Genomic DNA, 18,264 nt, shown 5'->3' with positions numbered 1-18,264 from the left:
ATTTAATTTGTAGCTACTTGCGCTTGATGGATAAGCGCTAGAGCCTGTTTTTATTCAAACTCTCCCCTCCCACACCATGAACGCACTTCTCTCCGTCTCCGACAAGACCGGCATCGTCGAATTCGCCCAAGCGCTGCACGCGCTGGGCATCAAGCTCCTGTCCACCGGTGGCACCGCCAAACTGCTGGCCGACAAAGGCCTGCCCGTGACCGAAGTGGCTGAGGTCACCCAGTTCCCCGAGATGCTGGACGGCCGCGTGAAGACGCTGCACCCCAAGGTGCACGGCGGCCTGCTGGCGCGCCGCGAGCTGCCCGAACACATGGCAGCGTTGAAGGAACACGGCATAGACACCATCGACCTGCTGGTGGTCAACCTCTACCCGTTTGAAGCCACCGTGGCCAAGGCTGGTTGCACGCTGGCCGACGCCATCGAGAACATCGACATCGGCGGCCCCGCCATGGTGCGCAGCGCCGCCAAGAACTGGAAGGACGTGGGCGTGATCACCTCGGCCGACCAGTACGAGTCCGTGCTGGCCGAGCTGAAGGCCGGTGGCAAGTTGAGCGACAAGCTGCGTTTCGCGCTGTCGGTGGCCGCGTTCAACCGCATCGCCCAGTACGACGGTGCGATCAGCGACTACCTTTCGTCCGTCACCTTCGAAGAAGAAAAGCTGTCGGAAACCTACGTGCCCACGCGCACCCAGTTCCCGGGCCAGAGCAACGGCATCTTCACCAAGGTGCAGGACCTGCGCTACGGCGAAAACAGCCACCAGCAGGCCGCGCTGTACCGCGACCTGTACCCCGCACCCGGCTCGCTGGTCACCGGCGTGCAATTGCAGGGCAAGGAGCTGAGTTACAACAACATCGCTGACGCTGATGCGGCGTGGGAATGCGTGAAGAGCTTTGACGCCGCCGCCTGCGTGATCGTCAAGCACGCCAACCCCTGTGGCGTGGCCGTGGGCCTGGACGCGCTGAGCGCCTACAGCAAGGCCTTCCAGACCGACCCCACCAGCGCTTTCGGCGGCATCATCGCGTTCAACCGCGTGGTGGACGGCCCGGCCGCCCAACAGGTGAGCAAGCAGTTTGTCGAAGTACTGATGGCCCCTGACTTCACGGCAGAGGCGCTGGAGATCTTCAAAGCCAAGGCCAATGTGCGCCTGCTCAAGATCGCGTTGCCCGCACACGGGGGCAAGACGGACTGGGAACGCGGCCGCAACGCCATGGACGCCAAGCGCATCGGCTCGGGCCTGCTGCTGCAGACCGCCGACAACCACGAGCTGTCGCTCATCGACCTCAAGGTCGTGACCCAGAAGCAGCCCACGCTGGAAGAAATGGAAGACCTGCTGTTCGCCTGGAAGGTTGCCAAGTACGTCAAGAGCAATGCCATCGTCTTCTGCAAGGGTGGCATGACCATGGGCGTGGGTGCGGGCCAGATGAGCCGCCTGGACTCGGCCCGCATCGCCAGCATCAAGGCGGGCCACGCAGGCCTGACCTTGCAAGGCACGGTCGTAGCCAGTGACGCCTTCTTCCCCTTCCGCGACGGCCTCGATGTGGTGGTGGATGCGGGCGCCACCTGCGTGATCCAGCCCGGTGGCTCCATGCGCGACAACGAAGTGATTGACGCCGCCAACGAGCGCGGCGTAGCCATGGTGTTCAGTGGCGTGCGCCACTTCCGCCATTGATTCGACCGGCGGTCATCCAGCAAAAAGCGGCTTCCAAGGAGGCCGCTTTTTTTATGCCCGTTGTCAGGATGAAGTTGAGGTTCAGGTGCCGAAATTCATCGGCAGTCCGACATAGTTCTCGGCCAGCGACACCGAAGCAGCGCGTGAGTTCACTAGGTAGTCCAGTTCGGCCTCCTGGATTTTCTGCCCGAATTCGCCGGTCTCGGGAAAGCGGTGCATCAGCGAGGTGAACCACCACGAGAAGCGCTCTGCGCGCCACACGCGTCGCAGGCAGCGGTCGGAGTAGGTGTCGATGCCCACGGCGGATTTCTCTGTGTAGAACTCGGTGAGCGCGGTCCACAGGTAACCCACGTCGCTGGCCGCCAGGTTCAGGCCCTTGGCGCCCGTGGGCGGCACGATGTGGGCCGCGTCGCCCGCCAGGAACATGCGGCCAAAACGCATGGGTTCGGCCACAAAGCTGCGCAGCGGGGCAATGCTCATCTCCAGCGCCGGGCCGGTGACCAGATTGGCACGTGCCTCAGGGTCCAGGCGGTTGCCCAGCTCGGTCCAGAACTGGTCGATGGTCCAGTTGTCGATCTTGTCGGTGTTGGGCACCTGCACGTAGTAGCGGCTGCGGGTGGCGCTGCGCATGCTGCACAGCGCAAAGCCGCGCTCGGTGTTGGCGTAAATCAGTTCGTGCGAGACGGGCGGCACATCGGCCAGCACACCCAGCCAGCCAAAGGGGTAGACGCGTTCGTAAGTCTTGAGCAGGTCGGCCGGGGCGCTGGCGCGGCACACGCCGTGGTAGCCGTCGCAGCCTGCGATGAAGTCACAGGCCAGCTCGTGCGTCTGTCCGTCCTTCTGGTAGGTCACGCGGGGGCTTTGGCCTTCGAAGTCGTGCACTTGCACGTTCTGCGCGTCGTACACGGTCGTCAAGCCTTCTGCCGCGCGCGCGTCCATCAGGTCGCGCGTCACTTCGGTCTGGCCATACACCGTCACGCGGCTGCCGCCGGTCAGCTCGTGCAGGTCAATGCGGTGGCGCTGCCCCTTGAACAGCAGCTCGATGCCATCGTGGGGCAACCCTTCGGCATGGGCACGGGCCCCGACACCGGCCTTGTCCAGCAGGTCCATGCTGACCTGCTCCAGCACGCCAGCGCGGATGCGGCCCAGCACGTAGTTGGGGCTGCGCTGTTCGATGATGATGGCGTCAATGCCGGATTTGTAGAGCAACTGGCCGAGCAGCAGACCGGCGGGGCCTGCGCCGATGATGGCAACCTGGGTACGCATGGTGGACAACCTCACAAAGGCGTTAGAAAGCGGTAAAGGAACAGGGCCAAGCGTAGGTTGATCCATGTCAATTGAAGCCCGGCCCACGCCGCTATCGTGCGATTGATGGATCTGATGTGCGATCATCGCGCAATCTTCCATAGCCTCGGCTCACCTCCAGTCTTCGACCGGGCGACCGACCCCAAGCGCCCCAGGCAAACCATGACCACCGTTCCCATCGCCAAGGCAGATTTCATCGAAGGCATGGCCAAGGGTATGGCGGTGCTGGAGAGTTTTGACACCGAGCGCCAGCGGCTCAATGCCACACTGGCCGCGCAGCGCACGGGTCTCACGCGCGCGGCGGCGCGGCGGCACCTGCTGACGCTGGCGCACCTGGGGTATCTGGAGACAGATGGCAGCTACTTCTGGCTGGCGCCCAAGGTGCTGCGGTTTTCAGGCAGCTACCTGGCCTCAGCCCGCCTGCCGCGTGTGCTGCAGCCCACGCTGAACCGGCTGGCTGCCCAGACGCAGCAGTCGTTTTCGGCCGTGGTGCTGGATGGCAGCGAGGTGGTGATCGTGGCGCGCAGCGGGGTGTACGGCGCGCCGTCGCGCGTGCTGGCCTATGGCCTGCACCTGGGCGCGCGGCTGCCGGCGCACCCCACGTCCACGGGGCGCGTGCTGCTGGCGGCATTGCCTCCTGCCCAACTCACTGCGTGGCTCAAGGCCTGCTCACTGCACCGCCTCACGCCCCACACCATCACCCAGGTCGGCCCGCTGCGGCAGGTGATTGCCAAGGTGCGGCGCGATGACTATTGCCTTGCGGTGGAAGAGCACGAGCTGGGCGTGCACGCGCTGGCCGTGCCCCTGCGCAACCTTCAGGGCGACACGGTGGCGGCGCTCAATGTGGTGGCGTCGCCCAAGCAGGTGGATGAGAGCCGCCTGCAGCGCGACATGCTGCCGCTGCTGCAGGAGGCAGCCCGCGAATTGCGCGGGCTGCTGTAAGCCTGAGCTCATGCCGCGACAATGCGCCCCGTGCCCGCCGCGCCCGCCAGCACCTTCAGAGATTTGTCGGTGCTGGCCGTGTAGTTGCGGCTGGTGATGGTGCTCACGTAAACCCAGTCGGCGCGGCACTCAGTGGCGGTGGCAGTCAGCACCATGTAGCCACGGCGCGAGGTATCGCAGTACTTCAGCGGAGCGATGAGCTGCTGCAGCGCACCGGCCAGTGTGGCGGGGTTTTCGTTCGGCAGGTATTCCTCAAACCCCGGCGAGGTGACGGACGAGGTGGCAAATTCCACACCCACGGCATTGCCGCTCATGTCCCGCAGCTCGTTGGCCCAGGCGTTGTGGGTGTCGCCCGACAGCACCACCAGGTTCTTGCCCAGGCTGCGCGAGGTGGCCAGCACCGTCTCGCGTGCCACCTGGTAGCCATCCCAGGCGTCCAGGTTGTAGGGAATGGAGGGCTGCGCCAGGATGGCCTGCTCGGCCGGTGTGAGGCTGGCGGGGTCTGTCTGCGCGCGTCCCACCAGGGCCGCGTACTGGCTGACGGTGACGCCTGCGCCGGGTTGCAGCGTTTCCATCAGGATGGGCGCTGGAATGTTCATGCGACCCATCAGTACCTGCTGCCCCAGCACCTGCCAGGTAGCGCTGGATGTGGCCATCTGCTGCTGAAGCCACTGTGTCTGCGTGGTGCCCAGCAGCTGGCGACTGGTGCTGCCCACGGCGGCGGTGAATGCGGCGGCGTCAAAGCCGGTGGCAGTGAAAAACTGGCCGTAGTCGAGCTGCTCATCACGTGCCACCACGCGGGTGTCGAGCATGTGCAGCGCCACCAGGTTGCCAAAAGCAAAGCTGCGGTAGATCAGCTCGGGCTGCGCGTTGCGGGTGGGCATCCACTCGTGGTACGCCTGCATGGCCGCGGCTTTGCGCGCGCTGAAACTGCCTTCGGTGGCGCTCTGGTGGTTTTCTGCGCCGTTGCTCCAGGTGTCGTTGGTGATCTCGTGGTCGTCCCACACGGCGATCATGGGGGCGGCTGCGTGCAGGTCCTGCAGGTCGGAGTCGGTTTTGTATTGGGCGTGGCGCTGGCGGTAGTCGGCAAGGCTCAGGATCTCGTGGGCAGGCTGCGACAGGCGCCCCAACGCGCCTGCGTTGGCCGACGCATATCCACCCCGGGCATATTCATAGACGTAGTCGCCCAGGTGGACGGTGGCATCCAGGTCATTGCGGCGGGCCGCGTCGGCATACACATTGAAGTAGCCGGCGGGGTAGTTGGCGCACGAAAAAACGGCCAGCTTGACCTGCGCCACGCTGCCGGTGGGCAGGGTGCGCGTGCGGCCGGTGGCGGTGTGGGCAGCGTACGCACGAAAGCGGTAGTAGTACGCAGTGGCCGCCTTGAGCCCGGTGGCATCGACCTTGACGGTGAAGTCCTTGCTGGCCAGCGCCGTGGTCTTGCCTTGGGCAGCGATGGAGGTGAAGTTGCTGTCTGTGGCAAGTTCCCATTCGACAGGGATATCGCTGGTGTGGCCAGCGGGTGGGGTCACCCGTGTCCACAGCATCACGCGGTCGGCCAGCGGGTCGCCGCTGGCGATGCCGTGTGCAAACTGCACGGCAGGCGCATCGTCATCGCCGCCGCTGCAGGCCGCCAGCGGCAGGGTGCCCAGCGCGGCTGCAGCGATGCCGAGCTGGCGCACGAAGCGCCGCCGCCCGGCATCGGCCTGCGCAGCGTCGCGGAAAGGGTGGGAGGTAGAGACGAGGGGTTTGTGTGCCATGGCGCGGGTGGTGTGGGGTAAAACACCCGAGCCTGCCCGCATTGCATGACGGCCGCGTGAAGCGAGGGCGCTGCGCCCTCTGCTACAAAAAAATATCAATAAAAAAAGCCTCTAGCGCTTGGTGTTAAAGCGCTGGCAGCTATTATTTTGATAGTTCTTTGAACACTGCGCGCGCGGCAGCCACGGTGGCGGCAATGTCTTCGGGCGTGTGGGCGGCGCTGACAAAACCGGCCTCGTACAGCGCAGGTGCAATATAGATACCGCGATCAAGCAGGCCGTGGAACAGCTGGTTGAAACGCGCGCTGTCGGTCTTGAGCACCTGGGCGTAGTTCTGGGGGAGCTCGGGCATCAGGAAGAAGCCGAACATGCCGCCTTCGCTGTCGGTGCTGAAGGGCACGCCTTCAGCCGCCGCCGCAGCGGCGAGGCCATCAACCAGGGAGCGTGTGGTGGCCGACAGTGCGTCGAAGAAGCCCGGCTTCTTGATCTCGCGCAGCGTGGCCAGCCCGCAGGCCGTGGCCACAGGGTTGCCCGACAGCGTGCCTGCCTGGTACACGGCGCCCAACGGTGCGAGGTTTTCCATGATGGCGCGCGGGCCACCAAAGGCTGCCAGCGGCATACCACCGCCAATGACCTTGCCCAGCACCGTGATGTCGGGTTTGAAGCCGGGGATGCTCTTGGCGTACACGCTCTGCGCGCTGCCCAGGGCCACACGGAAGCCCGTCATCACCTCATCCAGCACCAGCAGCGCGCCGTATTCGGTGCACAGCTCGCGGCAGCGGCGCATGAAGGGCACACTGGCGCGCACCAGGTTCATATTGCCCGCGATGGGCTCGATCATCACGCAGGCCAGTTCCTTGCCGTGCAGGGCAAAGGCCTCTTCGAGCTGAGCGACATTGTTGTACTCGAGCACCAGGGTGTGCTGCACCACCTCGGGCGGCACGCCCGCGCTGGTGGCGTTGCCAAACGTGGCGAGGCCCGATCCGGCCTTGACCAGCAGCGAATCGGCATGGCCGTGGTAGCAGCCTTCGAACTTGATGAACTTGCTGCGGCCTGTGGCGCCACGGGCCAGGCGGATGGCGCTCATGCCCGCTTCGGTACCCGAGCTGACTAGGCGGATCATTTCCATCGACGGCACGAGGCTCAGGATTTCCTCGGCCAGCTCCACCTCGCGTTCGGTCGGTGCGCCAAAGCTGAAGCCTTCGAGCGCTGCGCTCTGCACGGCTTCGAGCACAGCGGGGTGGCCGTGGCCCAGGATCATCGGGCCCCAGGAGCCGATGTAGTCGATGAAACGCTGGTCGTTGGCGTCCCAGAAGTAGGCGCCTTTGGCGCGCTTCACAAAACGCGGCGTGCCGCCCACGGCCTTGAAGGCCCGCACGGGCGAATTCACGCCGCCGGGGATCAGCGCCTTGGCGCGTTCGAACAGGGGGATGTTGAGATCAGTGCTTGGTGTCATGGGGGGGCATCACAAAGCCTTCGAGGGCCTGTGCTTCGTCAATTGGGGGTTCTTCTTCGTCACCATCGGCCTCGTCATCGTCGGGCTGGGCCCAGAACATGCGGTCGGGCACGATATGCCCCATGCCGGGGCGAAAGCCGGCATCCAGGCAGCGGTCGAGGTAGCCCAGAGCTTCGCTGGTGGCTTCGCCCAGGTCGTTGCCGCTGGCCACCAGGGCTGTGAGGGCGGCCGACAAGGTATCGCCCGCGCCGGAGAACGTGGCGTCGAACAGTTCGAACTTGCCACTGCCCAGCACGGTCTGGGGGGAGGCCAGCACGTTCTCGACAAACTGCTCGGGCAGGGGAATGCCGGTGACCAGGGTATAGGGCACGCCCATTTCGGAGGCTGCCCGGGCAATGTCCCGGGCTGTGGGGCTGCGGTCGCTGGTCCAGTCGGGCAACAGCCAGCGCCACAGGGTGCTGTGGTTTCCAACCAACACCGAGGTCTGCGGTAACAACAATTCGCGGAAGGCATCCAGGTACTCGTCGATCAGCTCATCGCGCCACCAGGACAGGTTGGGCATGTACGCTATCACTGGGACTTCATCATAGTCTGTGGTTATCTCGGCGATGGTGCTGATGTTCTCCGGACTGCCCACGAAACCGACCTTGATGGCCTGGACCGGCAGGTCTTCCAGCACGGCCCGGGCCTGCTCGGCCACCGCCTCGTCGTCAAAGCTGAAGTGGTCGAAAATCTGCGCCGTGTCGCGGGCATAGGCGCCTGTGACCACGGCAATCGGATGCCCGCCCACGGAGGCAATGGTGGTGATGTCGGCTGTCAGTCCGCCAGCGCCGCTGGGGTCGCTGGCATTGAAGACGAGCACGCATGCAGGGCTTGCGTCCTCCAAACCGTCATCTTCAATATCTATGCTTTCGGGGGGGGGAGGGGATGCTTTGATGGTCATGGACCAGATCCTGCTTGAGGGGTGGCACCGAAGCCGCAGCCCACGGAGATGACTAGATACAATCGTTGCATTCTATGTGAAGGCCCTTTAAGCTGTGATCGACTCTAAAACTTGGATGTGTTTGATTTGCGGTTGGATTTATGACGAAGCAGAGGGTTCACCTGAGCACGGCATTGCACCCAATACACCATGGGATCAGGTTCCGATGAACTGGACCTGCCCCGAGTGTGGGGCCCGCAAGGAAGACTTCGAGATGGTTCAGATTTGAGGCGCACCAGCATCATGTGCTGCTGCGTTGTTTTTTTCTCCATCAGGAGCAGTAACAATTGACTACAACAGGCGCATCTTTCAAAGTGCTCGTGGTGGATGACAGCAACACCATCCGTCGAAGCGCCGAGATTTTTCTCAAGCAGGGGGGGCACGAAGTCTTGTTGGCCGACGACGGCTTTGATGCTTTGGCCAAAGTCAATGATTACCAGCCTCAGCTGATTTTCTGCGACATCCTCATGCCCAAGCTCGACGGGTACCAGACCTGCGCCATCATCAAGCGCAATGCCCGTTTTGCAGATACTCCGGTGGTGATGCTGTCCTCCAAGGATGGTGTATTCGACAAAGCGCGCGGGCGCATGGTCGGCTGCCAGGAATATCTCACCAAACCGTTTACCAAAGACCAGTTGCTGCAAGCCGTGCAGCAATTTGGCAATGCCCAACAAGGAGCGATGTAATGCCCATCCAGAAAGTATTGGTCGTCGACGACTCGAAGACCGAGTTGATGTTTTTGACCGACCTGCTTCAGAAAAAAGGCATGCAGGTACGCACCGCAGAAAATGCCGATGAGGCTTTCCGCCGTCTGGCGGAGGAAAAGCCCGACCTGATCCTCATGGACGTTGTCATGCCCGGCCAAAACGGCTTCCAGCTCACACGTGCCATCACCCGCGACCCGCTGTACGCCGATGTGCCCATCATCATGTGCACCAGCAAGAACCAGGAAACGGATCGCGTCTGGGGGATGCGGCAGGGTGCGCGCGGCTATATCACCAAGCCCGTGGATCCCGCTGAACTGCAGGCCAAAATTGACGCTCTGAACTAAGGCTGCGGCGCGTTCATGGCCAACCGCGAAGCCCTGCGAGAGCTCCAGACCCGACTTGCCAGCCGCCTTCAGGCTGCAAGAACCGAAGGGTCCTCTGTTTCATCCTGGCTGGCTGTCGAGTCGGCCGGGAGTTTTTACTTGCTGCCACTGGGTCAGTCGGGGGAGATCTTTCCCTGGGTCTCGATCCAGGCGGTGCCCTACACCCAGCGGTGGTTTCTGGGTGTGGCCAACCTGCGCGGCGGGCTGGTCGGCGTGGTGGATCTGGCAGGCCTTCTGGGTTCAGCCGCTCCGCGCACGGAGCAGGCCTTGTCCGAAGCCAGCCTGCTGGCCTTCAATGCCGCCCTGGAGGTCAATGCAGCGTTGCTGGTGGATCGCCTTGCAGGCCTGCGTGGGACCGATGCATTTGTGTCTTCTGAGCCGCCCGCCGAGGATTCGCCCGCGTTCTTTGGCACCACCTATATCGATTCCAGCGGCACACGCTGGCAGGAGCTGAACTTGCAGATCCTGTCCCAACATCCCGCTTTCCTGAGCATCAGTGCTTGAGTTTTTCTGTAAGGCTGCACCATGTCCGTCGTCAATCAATTTGGAAAACTGTTCAACCGGAAACCTGCCACGCCGGAAACCGGCGCGACTGCCGGCGCCGCCGACGACGGGCAGGATCTTCTTGCCACGGGTTCGCTGGATGGTGCGCAGCTGCGCGACACCTACCAGGCTGAAGCGATGAACAGCGTGCAGGGCGATCCAGATGGTTATTCGCCGGAACTGGCCGCATCGGACGCAGAGGAAGACCTGATCGCACTGCCGGTGCTGGGGCGTGCCACGGCCGCCGCTCACCAGCGTCGATTGCTCGCGCTGCTTGGTATCGGTGTGGCGGTTCTCGCGTTGATTGCCTTCTGGGTGCTGCAGCAGGCAGACCGATCAGCTCAGCAGCTTGCGGCTACCGGCCAATCCCTGATGCAATCACAGCGTCTCGCCAAGTCCGTATCTCAGGCCCTGGTGGGTAGTCCCCAGGCCTTCCCGGACGTGGTGGAAAGCTCCGGCGTGCTGGCGCGCAATGTGCGTGCCCTCAACGCGGGTGATGGCGAACTTGGCGTGGAATCCCTGGGCGAGCCCTACAAGCCCGATCTGGACGCCGTGAACCCGCTCATGGAACGTGCCGAGCGCAATGCCAGCGTGGTGATGGGTCAGCAGAAGATCCTGACCCAGGTGGGCGATGCTCTGCGCACCATCAACCGCCAGTCCTCGGACCTGCTCGAAATCGCAGAAACTGTGTCGTCCCTGAAGCTGCAGCAAAACGCCCCCGCTGCCGAGATTTCTGCGGCTGGCCAGCTGGTGATGTTGACCCAGCGTATCGGCAAGTCCGCCAACGAATTCCAGACCATGGAAGGCGTGAGTCCTGAGGCTGTGTTCCTGCTGGGCAAGGACTTGAATTCGTTCAAGGAAATCGCCCAAGGCCTGCTGGATGGCAGTCCTGAACTGCGTCTGGCTGCCACCAAGGATGCCCAGACCCGCGAACAGCTGGAAGCTCTGGTTAAGCTCTATGAGCAGACCCGCACCCAGGCCAGCGCCATTCTGGGTAACCTGCAAGGTCTGGTGTCGGCCCGTGAAGCGCAGTCCGCCATCATTGCTGACAGTGAGCCTCTGCGCCGTCAGCTCGAAGGACTGCAAACCAAACTGTCGGCCCAGACGGGTGTGGGTGGCGGCCAACTGGCAGCTCTTGCGCTTGCTGGTTTGTTTGTGATCTTTTGCGGTGTGGGCATCTCTCGTGTTCAGCTGCTTGACAGCCGTGGCCGCCAGGCGGCTGCTGAAATGCAGCAGAAGGACGCCAAGCGCCAGGAGCAAGAAGCCAAGCGCGTCAACGACGCCAACCAGGCTGCCATTTTGCGTTTGATGAACGAACTGCAATCGGTCGCTGAGGGTGACTTGACGCAAGAAGCCACGGTGACGGAAGACATCACGGGCGCCATTGCCGACTCGGTGAACTACACGGTGGAAGAGTTGCGCCAACTGGTAGGCAGCGTGCAGAACACGGCGACCCGCGTGGCACAAACGACGGCTCAGGTGGACAACACCTCCACCGAACTGCTGGCAGCATCGACCGAGCAACTGCGCGAAATTCGCGAAACCGGCCGCTCGGTGCTTGACATGGCGACCCGCATTAACGAGGTGTCTACACAGGCGCAAGAATCCGCCACGGTGGCCCGCCAGTCGCTGCAAGCGGCTGACTCCGGTCTGCAGGCCGTGCAAAACGCCATCGGCGGTATGAACTCCATCCGTGACCAGATCCAGGACACCTCCAAGCGGATCAAGCGACTGGGCGAATCGTCGCAGGAGATCGGTGAAATCACGGAGCTGATCTCTGACATTACCGAACAGACGAACGTGCTGGCTCTGAACGCAGCCATTCAGGCCGCATCCGCTGGTGAAGCCGGTCGTGGCTTCTCGGTGGTGGCGGAAGAAGTGCAGCGACTGGCCGAACGTTCCGCTGATGCGACGCGCCAGATTTCTGCGCTGGTGAAGGCGATTCAGACCGACACCCAGGATGCCGTGGCCGCTATGGAGCGTTCCACGCAGGGTGTGGTGGAAGGGGCCCGCCTGTCTGACAGCGCCGGTACCGCGCTGACCGAGATTGACCGCGTGTCGCGTCGCCTCGCCGAACTGATTGAGCAGATTTCGTCTTCAACTTCGCGGGAAGCCGTTTTGGCCAACGAAGTGGCCGACAACATCCAGCACATTTTTGCGGTGACCGAGCAGACGGGTGAAGGTACCCGTACCACAGCGCAGCAGGTGCGCGAGCTGTCGCACATGGCTGAGGAACTGCGCCAATCGGTGGCACGGTTCAAGATTGCCTGACGCTGTAGTCATCAACCAGCTGGCTCATAGCAGCCGGGGACGAATCCATGTCATCTATTGATGTCAACAATGCACCGGCCGCGGATGGGACCCAGGGGGATCAGGACCTGGGTCCTTTGGCGTGGGTGCTTGACGAACTGCGCAAATCTCTGGATGGCGCTGTCAAGGCCATGCGCCGTTTTGTGCGAGATGCAGAAGCCGCACGCGAGTCGGATCTTGCAGCGCTGGACGCAGGCCCACTGCGCATCGCTCGCCAGCAGTTGCACCAAGCGTGTGGTGCGCTGGAAATGGTGGGCATGGGCCCTCCAGCTTTGGTCCTGCGCGCCATGGAGTCGGCAGTCCAGAAGTTCGTTCAACGGCCTGAGACCTGCAGCGACGATGCTGCCGCAGTGATTGAGCGTGCGAGCTTTGCGCTGATCGAATACCTGGAAACCGTTCTGGCTGGCAAGGCAGCGTCGCCTGTCGCGTTGTTTCCCCAGTATCGCGATGCCCAGGCCCTGGCAGGTGCAGACCGTGTCCATCCGGCCGATCTCTGGCCCGTGGAGCGCAGGTTTCGCGAGCCTGAGGGGGCTGTTGCAGCCACGCCGCTGCCCTACGGGCCTGAGGCGCGTGCTCGCCTGGATGCGGCAGTTCTAAGAATCGTCAAATCTGGCGATCTCAGGGCTTCGTTGAGTTTGCGGGATACCTGCCTGGGATTTGTGGCATCCCAGCAAGACCGCCAGTCCCGCGCTTTCTGGAAGATATGCGCAGGCTTTTTTGAGGCTTTCGGCTCCGGCCTTTTGCCTGCAGACGTCTACGTCAAGCGTGTGGCATCCCGCGTGCTGATGCAGTACTCCACCCTTGCCAAGGGTGACACGACGATTGCAGACCGCTTGGTTCAGGATCTGCTGTTCTTCTGTTCGCAGGCTAAGCCAGCCGAATCCAATGACAGTGCTGCTCCGTCTTTGCAGGCGGTCCGGCAGGCTTTTGCCCTTGATCGGTTCAAGCCGGTGGACTATGAAGCAGCCCGTTTTGGCAGGTTTGATCCTGCCATGCTGGCGCAGGCACGCAAGCGAATAGCTGCTGCCACGGAAACCTGGTCTGCCCTGGCGGGCGGCGACCGCAACAAGCTCAAGCCGGCGGCGGACCAATTCAGTCTGGTCTGCGACTCGCTGCGCAAGCTGCACCCCGGTAGCGAAAGCCTCGCTCAGGCGCTGACCCGCGCGCTGGAATCCACCACCCGCTCGGGTGAACCTCCTTCGGCCGCGCTGGCCATGGAAGTAGCTACCTCGGTCTTGTATCTGCAAGCAGCCTTTGAAGAGCTGGATGCGGACGGCAATCAGATGGAAATCCGCGCGGGCCGACTGGCAGAGCGCCTGGATGCGGTGGGGGCGGGCGCTGAGCCAGAACCTCTCGAGCAATGGATGGAAGAGCTGTACCGCAGGGTCAGCGACAACCAGACCATGGGCAGTGTGGTGGACGAATTGCGCTCCACGCTCGGCGAGGCGGAAAAGGCGCTGGATCAGTTCTTCCGCAGCCCGCAGGACACTGCAGTCCTGGCAACCGTACCGGGGCATCTTGCCCAAATGCGCGGCGTGCTGTCGGTGCTGGGGCTGGACCAGGCATCGCTCGCCGTGGTTCGCATGCGCGACATGGTGGAGCGTTTGCTCATCAATGAAGTCCCGGAGTCAGACCGCCAGGGCGTGTTCGAGAAACTGGGCAACAGCTTGGGCGCCCTGGGCTTCCTGATCGACATGCTCAGCTACCAGCGCACCATGGCGCGCAAGCTGTTTGTGTATGACGAGGAACTGGGCGAGTTGCGCATTCTCACGGGCAAGAGTCGGCCGCGTGCCTCGGACGCTTTGGAAGAGACTCCTGCCAAGCTGGAGGAGCGGTCGGCCGTTCCCCTGCCTGACGTGGTGCCGCGTTTTCCTGTGCAGGAGCCGCTCAGCGAGCCGACCGATTTCGGTTCGCTGCCTTCGTTGCCAGACATGCCCGCAGCGACCGCCGCTGAGCCATTGGCTCCCGTAGAGGCGGATTCGCTGGCCCCTGATATTTCGTTCGATCTGCCCGCTGTAGCAGGCAGCGAGCCGGCGCCCTTGCCAATGGCTGCGTCAGCGCCCGCACCAGCCCCTGCGCAGGTGCCTGAGGTCGAGGACGAATTGCTGGAGGTCTTCCTGGAAGAGGCGCGCGAGGTGGTAGTCAATGGTCTGGCTGCGATCGAGGTGCTGAAGGACGATCCGGGCAACTTGAGTGAGCAGACCACGCTGCGGCGTGCCTTTCACACGCTCAAGGGCAGTTCGCGGATGGTGGGGCTGAACGATTTTGGTGAGGCCGCTTGGTCGATGGAGCAGTTGCTCAATGCCTGGCTGGCTGAGCAAAAGCCCATGCACCCTGGTTTGCTGGAGCTTTCTTCCGACGCGTTGCGGGCCTTCAGCCGCTGGGCGGACGACATTGCGGCGGGCCAAGCCTCTGGCTGGCAACCGGACGCGTTCCGGCAATCTGCGGATGCCATGCGCCTGGATGGAACCCTGTTGCCGCTGGTGGTGCCGTCTGCCGACGGAGAAGCCCCGGTCCTGGCTGTAGTGGCACTTGAGCCTGAGGTGGCTGTGCTGGATGACCTTCCTCCTGAGGTGCCCGCGCCAACGGTTGCAGAAGTTCCGAAGGTCGTGGAAGAAGAGCTGGCGATGCCGGACTTCGAAGCCACCGAAATTTTCGACCATGTGCCCGAACTGCCGGCAGAGGCTATCGCTCCAGCCCCCGAGGTGGCCGAGGAGATCGATTTCTCCGTGTTCGCCGCTGCGCTCAATGAGGCGCCTGCTGCTCCTGAAGCTATCGCCCCCTCCAGTGTCGACTTTGTTCTGGATCTCGAACTCCCAGACCTGGAACCTGTCGCGACCGCTCCCGAGGTGGAGGCTCTTTCGCAGGCACCCGTGGTGCCCGACGAACCTGCAGAGGATGGGGCCTTTGTTCTGCCTGTCGAGTCGCTCGATGACATCGAATCCCATGAAGTGCCGAGCGAGACAGAGCCCGAGCATCAGCTGTCGGGTGCCGATGGGTCGGAATCTGTGGGTCAGGATGTACCCGCCGAAGTCATAGAAGCCGCAGAGGCTGTGGCCTTTGAGGCTGCCTCTGAAGTGCCGCAGGCCATCGAAGCCGTGCCGCAGGAGCCGGAAGACAGCGCCAGCGATGAAGCGGTGAAGGTCATTGACACCCTGCGCATTGGCATCCCGCTCTATAACGTTTATCTGAACGAGGCCGACGAGTGGTCGCGCCGATTGGTGACCTGCCTGCAGGAATGGTCGCTGGAGCTGCACGAGCCTCTGCCCGATATGGCCGTGGCATTGGCGCACTCGTTGGCGGGCAGCTCCGCCACGGTGGGATTCAATGCCCTGTCAGAGATGGCCAGGGTGCTCGAACACGCGCTTCAACACGTGACGCTGCAGTCTGGCGGCACACAGGAGCAGGCCCAGGCCTTCATGGCGGCGGCGGAAGACATCCGTCGTTTGCTGCACCAGTTTGCGGCAGGTTTCCTCAAGGAACCAAGTCAGGAGGTGCTGGAGCAGCTGCGCCAGATCCTGCAAACCGAGGTGGACAACACCTTGTCACCGCCTGAAGAGGAGGCTGCAGACGAGTTGTTGTCGGTGCAGGACCAGACTGCTGCGGTGGAAGCAGAAGTGGCGCAGCCACTGCCGCTTGTCGAACCCGAGCCGGACCTGCAAGCCATGCCGGAGCCTGCAGCCGTTGTGGAGCCCAAAGGGCATGTGGCCCCTGCTTTGTCGGCCGTCATCCACGACCACGATCAGCGTATTGATGATGCGATCGCCCATGCTGTGGCGCTTGGCTCGGATGTGGACGACGATATCGATGCGATTGACGTTATCGACCCGGATCTGTTCCCGATCTTTGAGGAAGAGGCTGCCGAGCTGTTGCCACAGCTTGGTGGTGCGCTGCGCCAATGGGCCTCGCGTCCCGACAACCTTGGTGCCCGCAGTGAAGTGCTGCGTGCGTTGCACACCCTCAAGGGAAGTTCGCGCTTGGCAGGTGCCATGCGCCTCGGTGAGATGGCCCACCGGCTGGAATCCGCCATCGAGCAGCTTGATGCTGAGACGGTGACATCCGATCAAATCGAGCCTTTGCAGGGTAGTTTTGACGGCATCCAGGCGAACTTTGATGCGCTGCGTGCGATTGGCCAGGGGCCCGCCGATACGGTGGTTTCTCTGCCCGTGGAAACACCGCGCAGCCAGCCTGAAGCCTCCGAGGCCCCATCAGCTCCAGTGCCAGCAGCTGCACCCGCGTCTGCCGTGTCCTCTGCTCCAGCGGTGCGCCTGCCTGGTCCTTCGCAGCTCGCGCCTTTGCGTGTTGCTGCTAACCAGTCGGTGCGTGTGCGTGCCCAGTTGCTGGACCGGTTGGTCAATCAGGCGGGTGAGGTGATGATCAGCCGCTCGCGCCTGGATGTGCGGCTGGGTCAGTTCCGCAGCTCGCTGACTGACCTGTCGGGCAATTTGGACCGTCTGCGCCAGCAATTGCGGGACATCGAGCTGCAAGCTGAGTCGCAAATGCAGTCGCGCCTGGCCCTGTCGAAGGACTCGGCGGCGGGCTTTGATCCGCTGGAGTTTGACCGCTTTACCCGTGTGCAGGAGCTCACACGCATGATGGCCGAGTCGGTGAACGACGTGGCCACCGTGCAGCGCAACCTGCAGCGTGCCATGGAAGGTGCCGAAGACGACCTGATTGCCCAAGGCCGCCAGGCACGGGAGCTGCAGCGCGACTTGCTGCGCACCCGTATGGTGGAGTTCGAAGGCATTGCTGAACGCCTGTATGCCGTGGTGCGCCAGGCCTCCAAGGAAACCAACAAACAGATCAAGCTCGACATCACCGGCGGCTCCATCGAGATGGACCGTGGTGTGCTGGACCGCATGACCCCCGCGTTCGAGCATCTGTTGCGCAACTGCGTGGCCCATGGGATCGAAGATCCGCAGGTGCGCACGGCCGCAGGCAAGCCTGCATCGGGCACGATCACTGTGGAGTTGCACCACGAAGGCAACGACGTGTCGGTGGAGTTCCGAGATGACGGTGCCGGACTGAACCTGCCCCGTATCCGTGAAAAGGCGTTGGCGCAGGGCATTGTGGCGCCCGATACCGAGTTGAGCGATGCCGAAGCTGCCAACCTGATTTTCATGCCCGGGTTCTCCACGGCTTCCGAGGTGACCGGCTTGGCAGGGCGTGGTATTGGCATGGACGTGGTGCGTGCCGAGATCAATGCACTGGGCGGTCGGATCGAGACCTCGACAGAAGCTGGCAAGGGCGCGGCCTTCCGCATGGTCCTTCCCTTGACCACGGCGGTGACGCAGGTGGTGATGCTGCGCGCGGGTGACCTCGCGATCGGCGTGCCGGCCAACGTGGTCGAGATCGTTCGGCGCACGTCTGCGGCAGACCTGGAGGTCGCATACCGCACGGGCCATTTTGATGACGGCATGGAGCAACTGCCTTTCTTCTGGGCTGGAGCGCTCCTGCAGGCTTCTTCCCGCAGCAACGAGCCTGCTGGAAAGACGCGCCCTGTAGTGATCTTCCGCAGCGCATCACAGCGCATCGCCATGCACGTGGACGAAGTTCTGGGCAACCAGGAAGTTGTGGTGAAGAACCTGGGTCCGCAGCTGTCCCGTTTGCCCGGCTTGGCTGGCATGTCGGTGCTGGCGTCGGGTGCTGTGGTGCTGATCTACAACCCCGTGGCGCTGGCGACGGTGTATGGCGACCAGGTGCGTGCCGCCAGTGCCGGTCTGCCTTCAGTGCTGGAGGCCGATGGCTCTTCGGGTGCGGGCAAGTCGGTCGTCTCGCCCCAGTTGGCGGGCCCCAGCCAGGTGCCCCTGGTTCTGGTGGTGGACGATTCGATCACGGTGCGCCGGGTTACGCAGCGTTTGCTGCAGCGCGAAGGCTATCGTGTGGCGCTCGCGGCCGATGGCTTGCAAGCGCTGGAGCGTCTGCAGGAAGAGCGCCCCACCGTTGTGCTGTCCGACATCGAAATGCCTCGCATGGACGGGTTCGACTTGGCGCGGAACATCCGTGCAGACGGTGCCCTGCGCGACCTGCCCATCATCATGATCACGTCGCGCATCGCTGAAAAGCACCGCGAGCATGCGATGGAGTTGGGCGTTAACCATTACCTGGGCAAGCCTTACTCCGACGAAGAACTGCTGAGCCTCATTCAGCACTACGCCCGCATCGCGGCAACCGCAGAGGCCTAGACAGCATGCATGTGCA

General features: G+C 63.1%; 12 protein-coding genes. 8 read left to right on the top strand and 4 right to left on the bottom strand.

Features of this window, described 5'->3' with window-relative positions:
• Positions 1–76: 76 nt before the first annotated feature.
• Positions 77–1,678: a bifunctional phosphoribosylaminoimidazolecarboxamide formyltransferase/IMP cyclohydrolase gene (purH, locus tag ACODS0_RS02720; RefSeq protein WP_488832589.1), complete on the top strand. Its 1,602-nt coding sequence runs from the start codon at positions 77–79 to the stop codon at positions 1,676–1,678.
• A gap of 81 nt (positions 1,679–1,759) precedes the next feature.
• Here the strand turns inward: purH and pobA are convergent, their stop codons facing one another.
• Complete coding sequence (gene pobA, locus ACODS0_RS02715; protein WP_488832587.1) at positions 1,760–2,944, bottom strand: 4-hydroxybenzoate 3-monooxygenase; 1,185 nt, start codon at positions 2,942–2,944, stop codon at positions 1,760–1,762.
• 201 nt (positions 2,945–3,145) lie between these two features.
• Here pobA and ACODS0_RS02710 point away from each other — a divergent pair, with 201 nt between their 5' ends.
• Complete coding sequence (locus ACODS0_RS02710; RefSeq protein WP_488832585.1) at positions 3,146–3,925, top strand: IclR family transcriptional regulator domain-containing protein; 780 nt, start codon at positions 3,146–3,148, stop codon at positions 3,923–3,925.
• Between the two features lie 8 nt (positions 3,926–3,933).
• On the opposite strand, the gene ACODS0_RS02705 is transcribed toward ACODS0_RS02710, so the two are convergent.
• From ACODS0_RS02705 to thiD, 3 genes are all read right to left on the bottom strand, one after another.
• Positions 3,934–5,685 (bottom strand): alkaline phosphatase D family protein, encoded by a 1,752-nt coding sequence (locus tag ACODS0_RS02705; RefSeq protein WP_488832583.1) that lies wholly within the window; start codon positions 5,683–5,685, stop codon positions 3,934–3,936.
• A gap of 142 nt (positions 5,686–5,827) precedes the next feature.
• Entirely contained in the window at positions 5,828–7,138 is a 1,311-nt protein-coding gene (gene hemL, locus ACODS0_RS02700) for a glutamate-1-semialdehyde 2,1-aminomutase (RefSeq protein WP_431150606.1), read from the bottom strand.
• Positions 7,122–8,081: a bifunctional hydroxymethylpyrimidine kinase/phosphomethylpyrimidine kinase gene (thiD, locus tag ACODS0_RS02695; RefSeq protein ID WP_055393365.1), complete on the bottom strand. Its 960-nt coding sequence runs from the start codon at positions 8,079–8,081 to the stop codon at positions 7,122–7,124. The genes hemL and thiD overlap by 17 nt, the downstream gene beginning before the upstream one ends.
• A 94-nt stretch (positions 8,082–8,175) precedes the next feature.
• On the opposite strand from thiD, the gene ACODS0_RS02690 reads away from it, so the two are divergent.
• Genes ACODS0_RS02690 through ACODS0_RS02665 form a run of 6 tightly spaced genes read left to right on the top strand, consistent with a single transcriptional unit; the run spans position 8,176 to position 18,248 of the window.
• Complete coding sequence (locus ACODS0_RS02690) at positions 8,176–8,349, top strand: rubredoxin (protein ID WP_008903269.1); 174 nt, start codon at positions 8,176–8,178, stop codon at positions 8,347–8,349.
• A 58-nt stretch (positions 8,350–8,407) separates the two neighbouring features.
• Entirely contained in the window at positions 8,408–8,806 is a 399-nt protein-coding gene (locus ACODS0_RS02685; RefSeq protein WP_034692846.1) for a response regulator, read from the top strand.
• The gene (locus ACODS0_RS02680; RefSeq protein WP_010459520.1) at positions 8,806–9,171 is read left to right on the top strand and encodes a response regulator; all 366 of its coding nucleotides are present in this window, start codon (positions 8,806–8,808) and stop codon (positions 9,169–9,171) included. The genes ACODS0_RS02685 and ACODS0_RS02680 overlap by 1 nt, the downstream gene beginning before the upstream one ends.
• Before the next feature lie 15 nt (positions 9,172–9,186).
• Positions 9,187–9,714: a chemotaxis protein CheW gene (locus ACODS0_RS02675; protein WP_055393363.1), complete on the top strand. Its 528-nt coding sequence runs from the start codon at positions 9,187–9,189 to the stop codon at positions 9,712–9,714.
• Positions 9,715–9,735: 21 nt separating this feature from the next.
• The gene (locus ACODS0_RS02670) at positions 9,736–12,024 is read left to right on the top strand and encodes a methyl-accepting chemotaxis protein (protein WP_055393361.1); all 2,289 of its coding nucleotides are present in this window, start codon (positions 9,736–9,738) and stop codon (positions 12,022–12,024) included.
• 47 nt (positions 12,025–12,071) lie between these two features.
• A complete protein-coding gene (locus tag ACODS0_RS02665; protein WP_488832574.1) occupies positions 12,072–18,248 on the top strand; it encodes a hybrid sensor histidine kinase/response regulator in 6,177 nt (2,058 codons plus the stop codon).
• The last annotated feature ends 16 nt before the right edge of the window (positions 18,249–18,264 follow it).

The organism is Acidovorax sp. FG60 (assembly GCF_057808995.1).
Note: the sequence above shows the minus strand (reverse complement) of the source record. Positions and strands in the feature narration are given on the sequence as shown.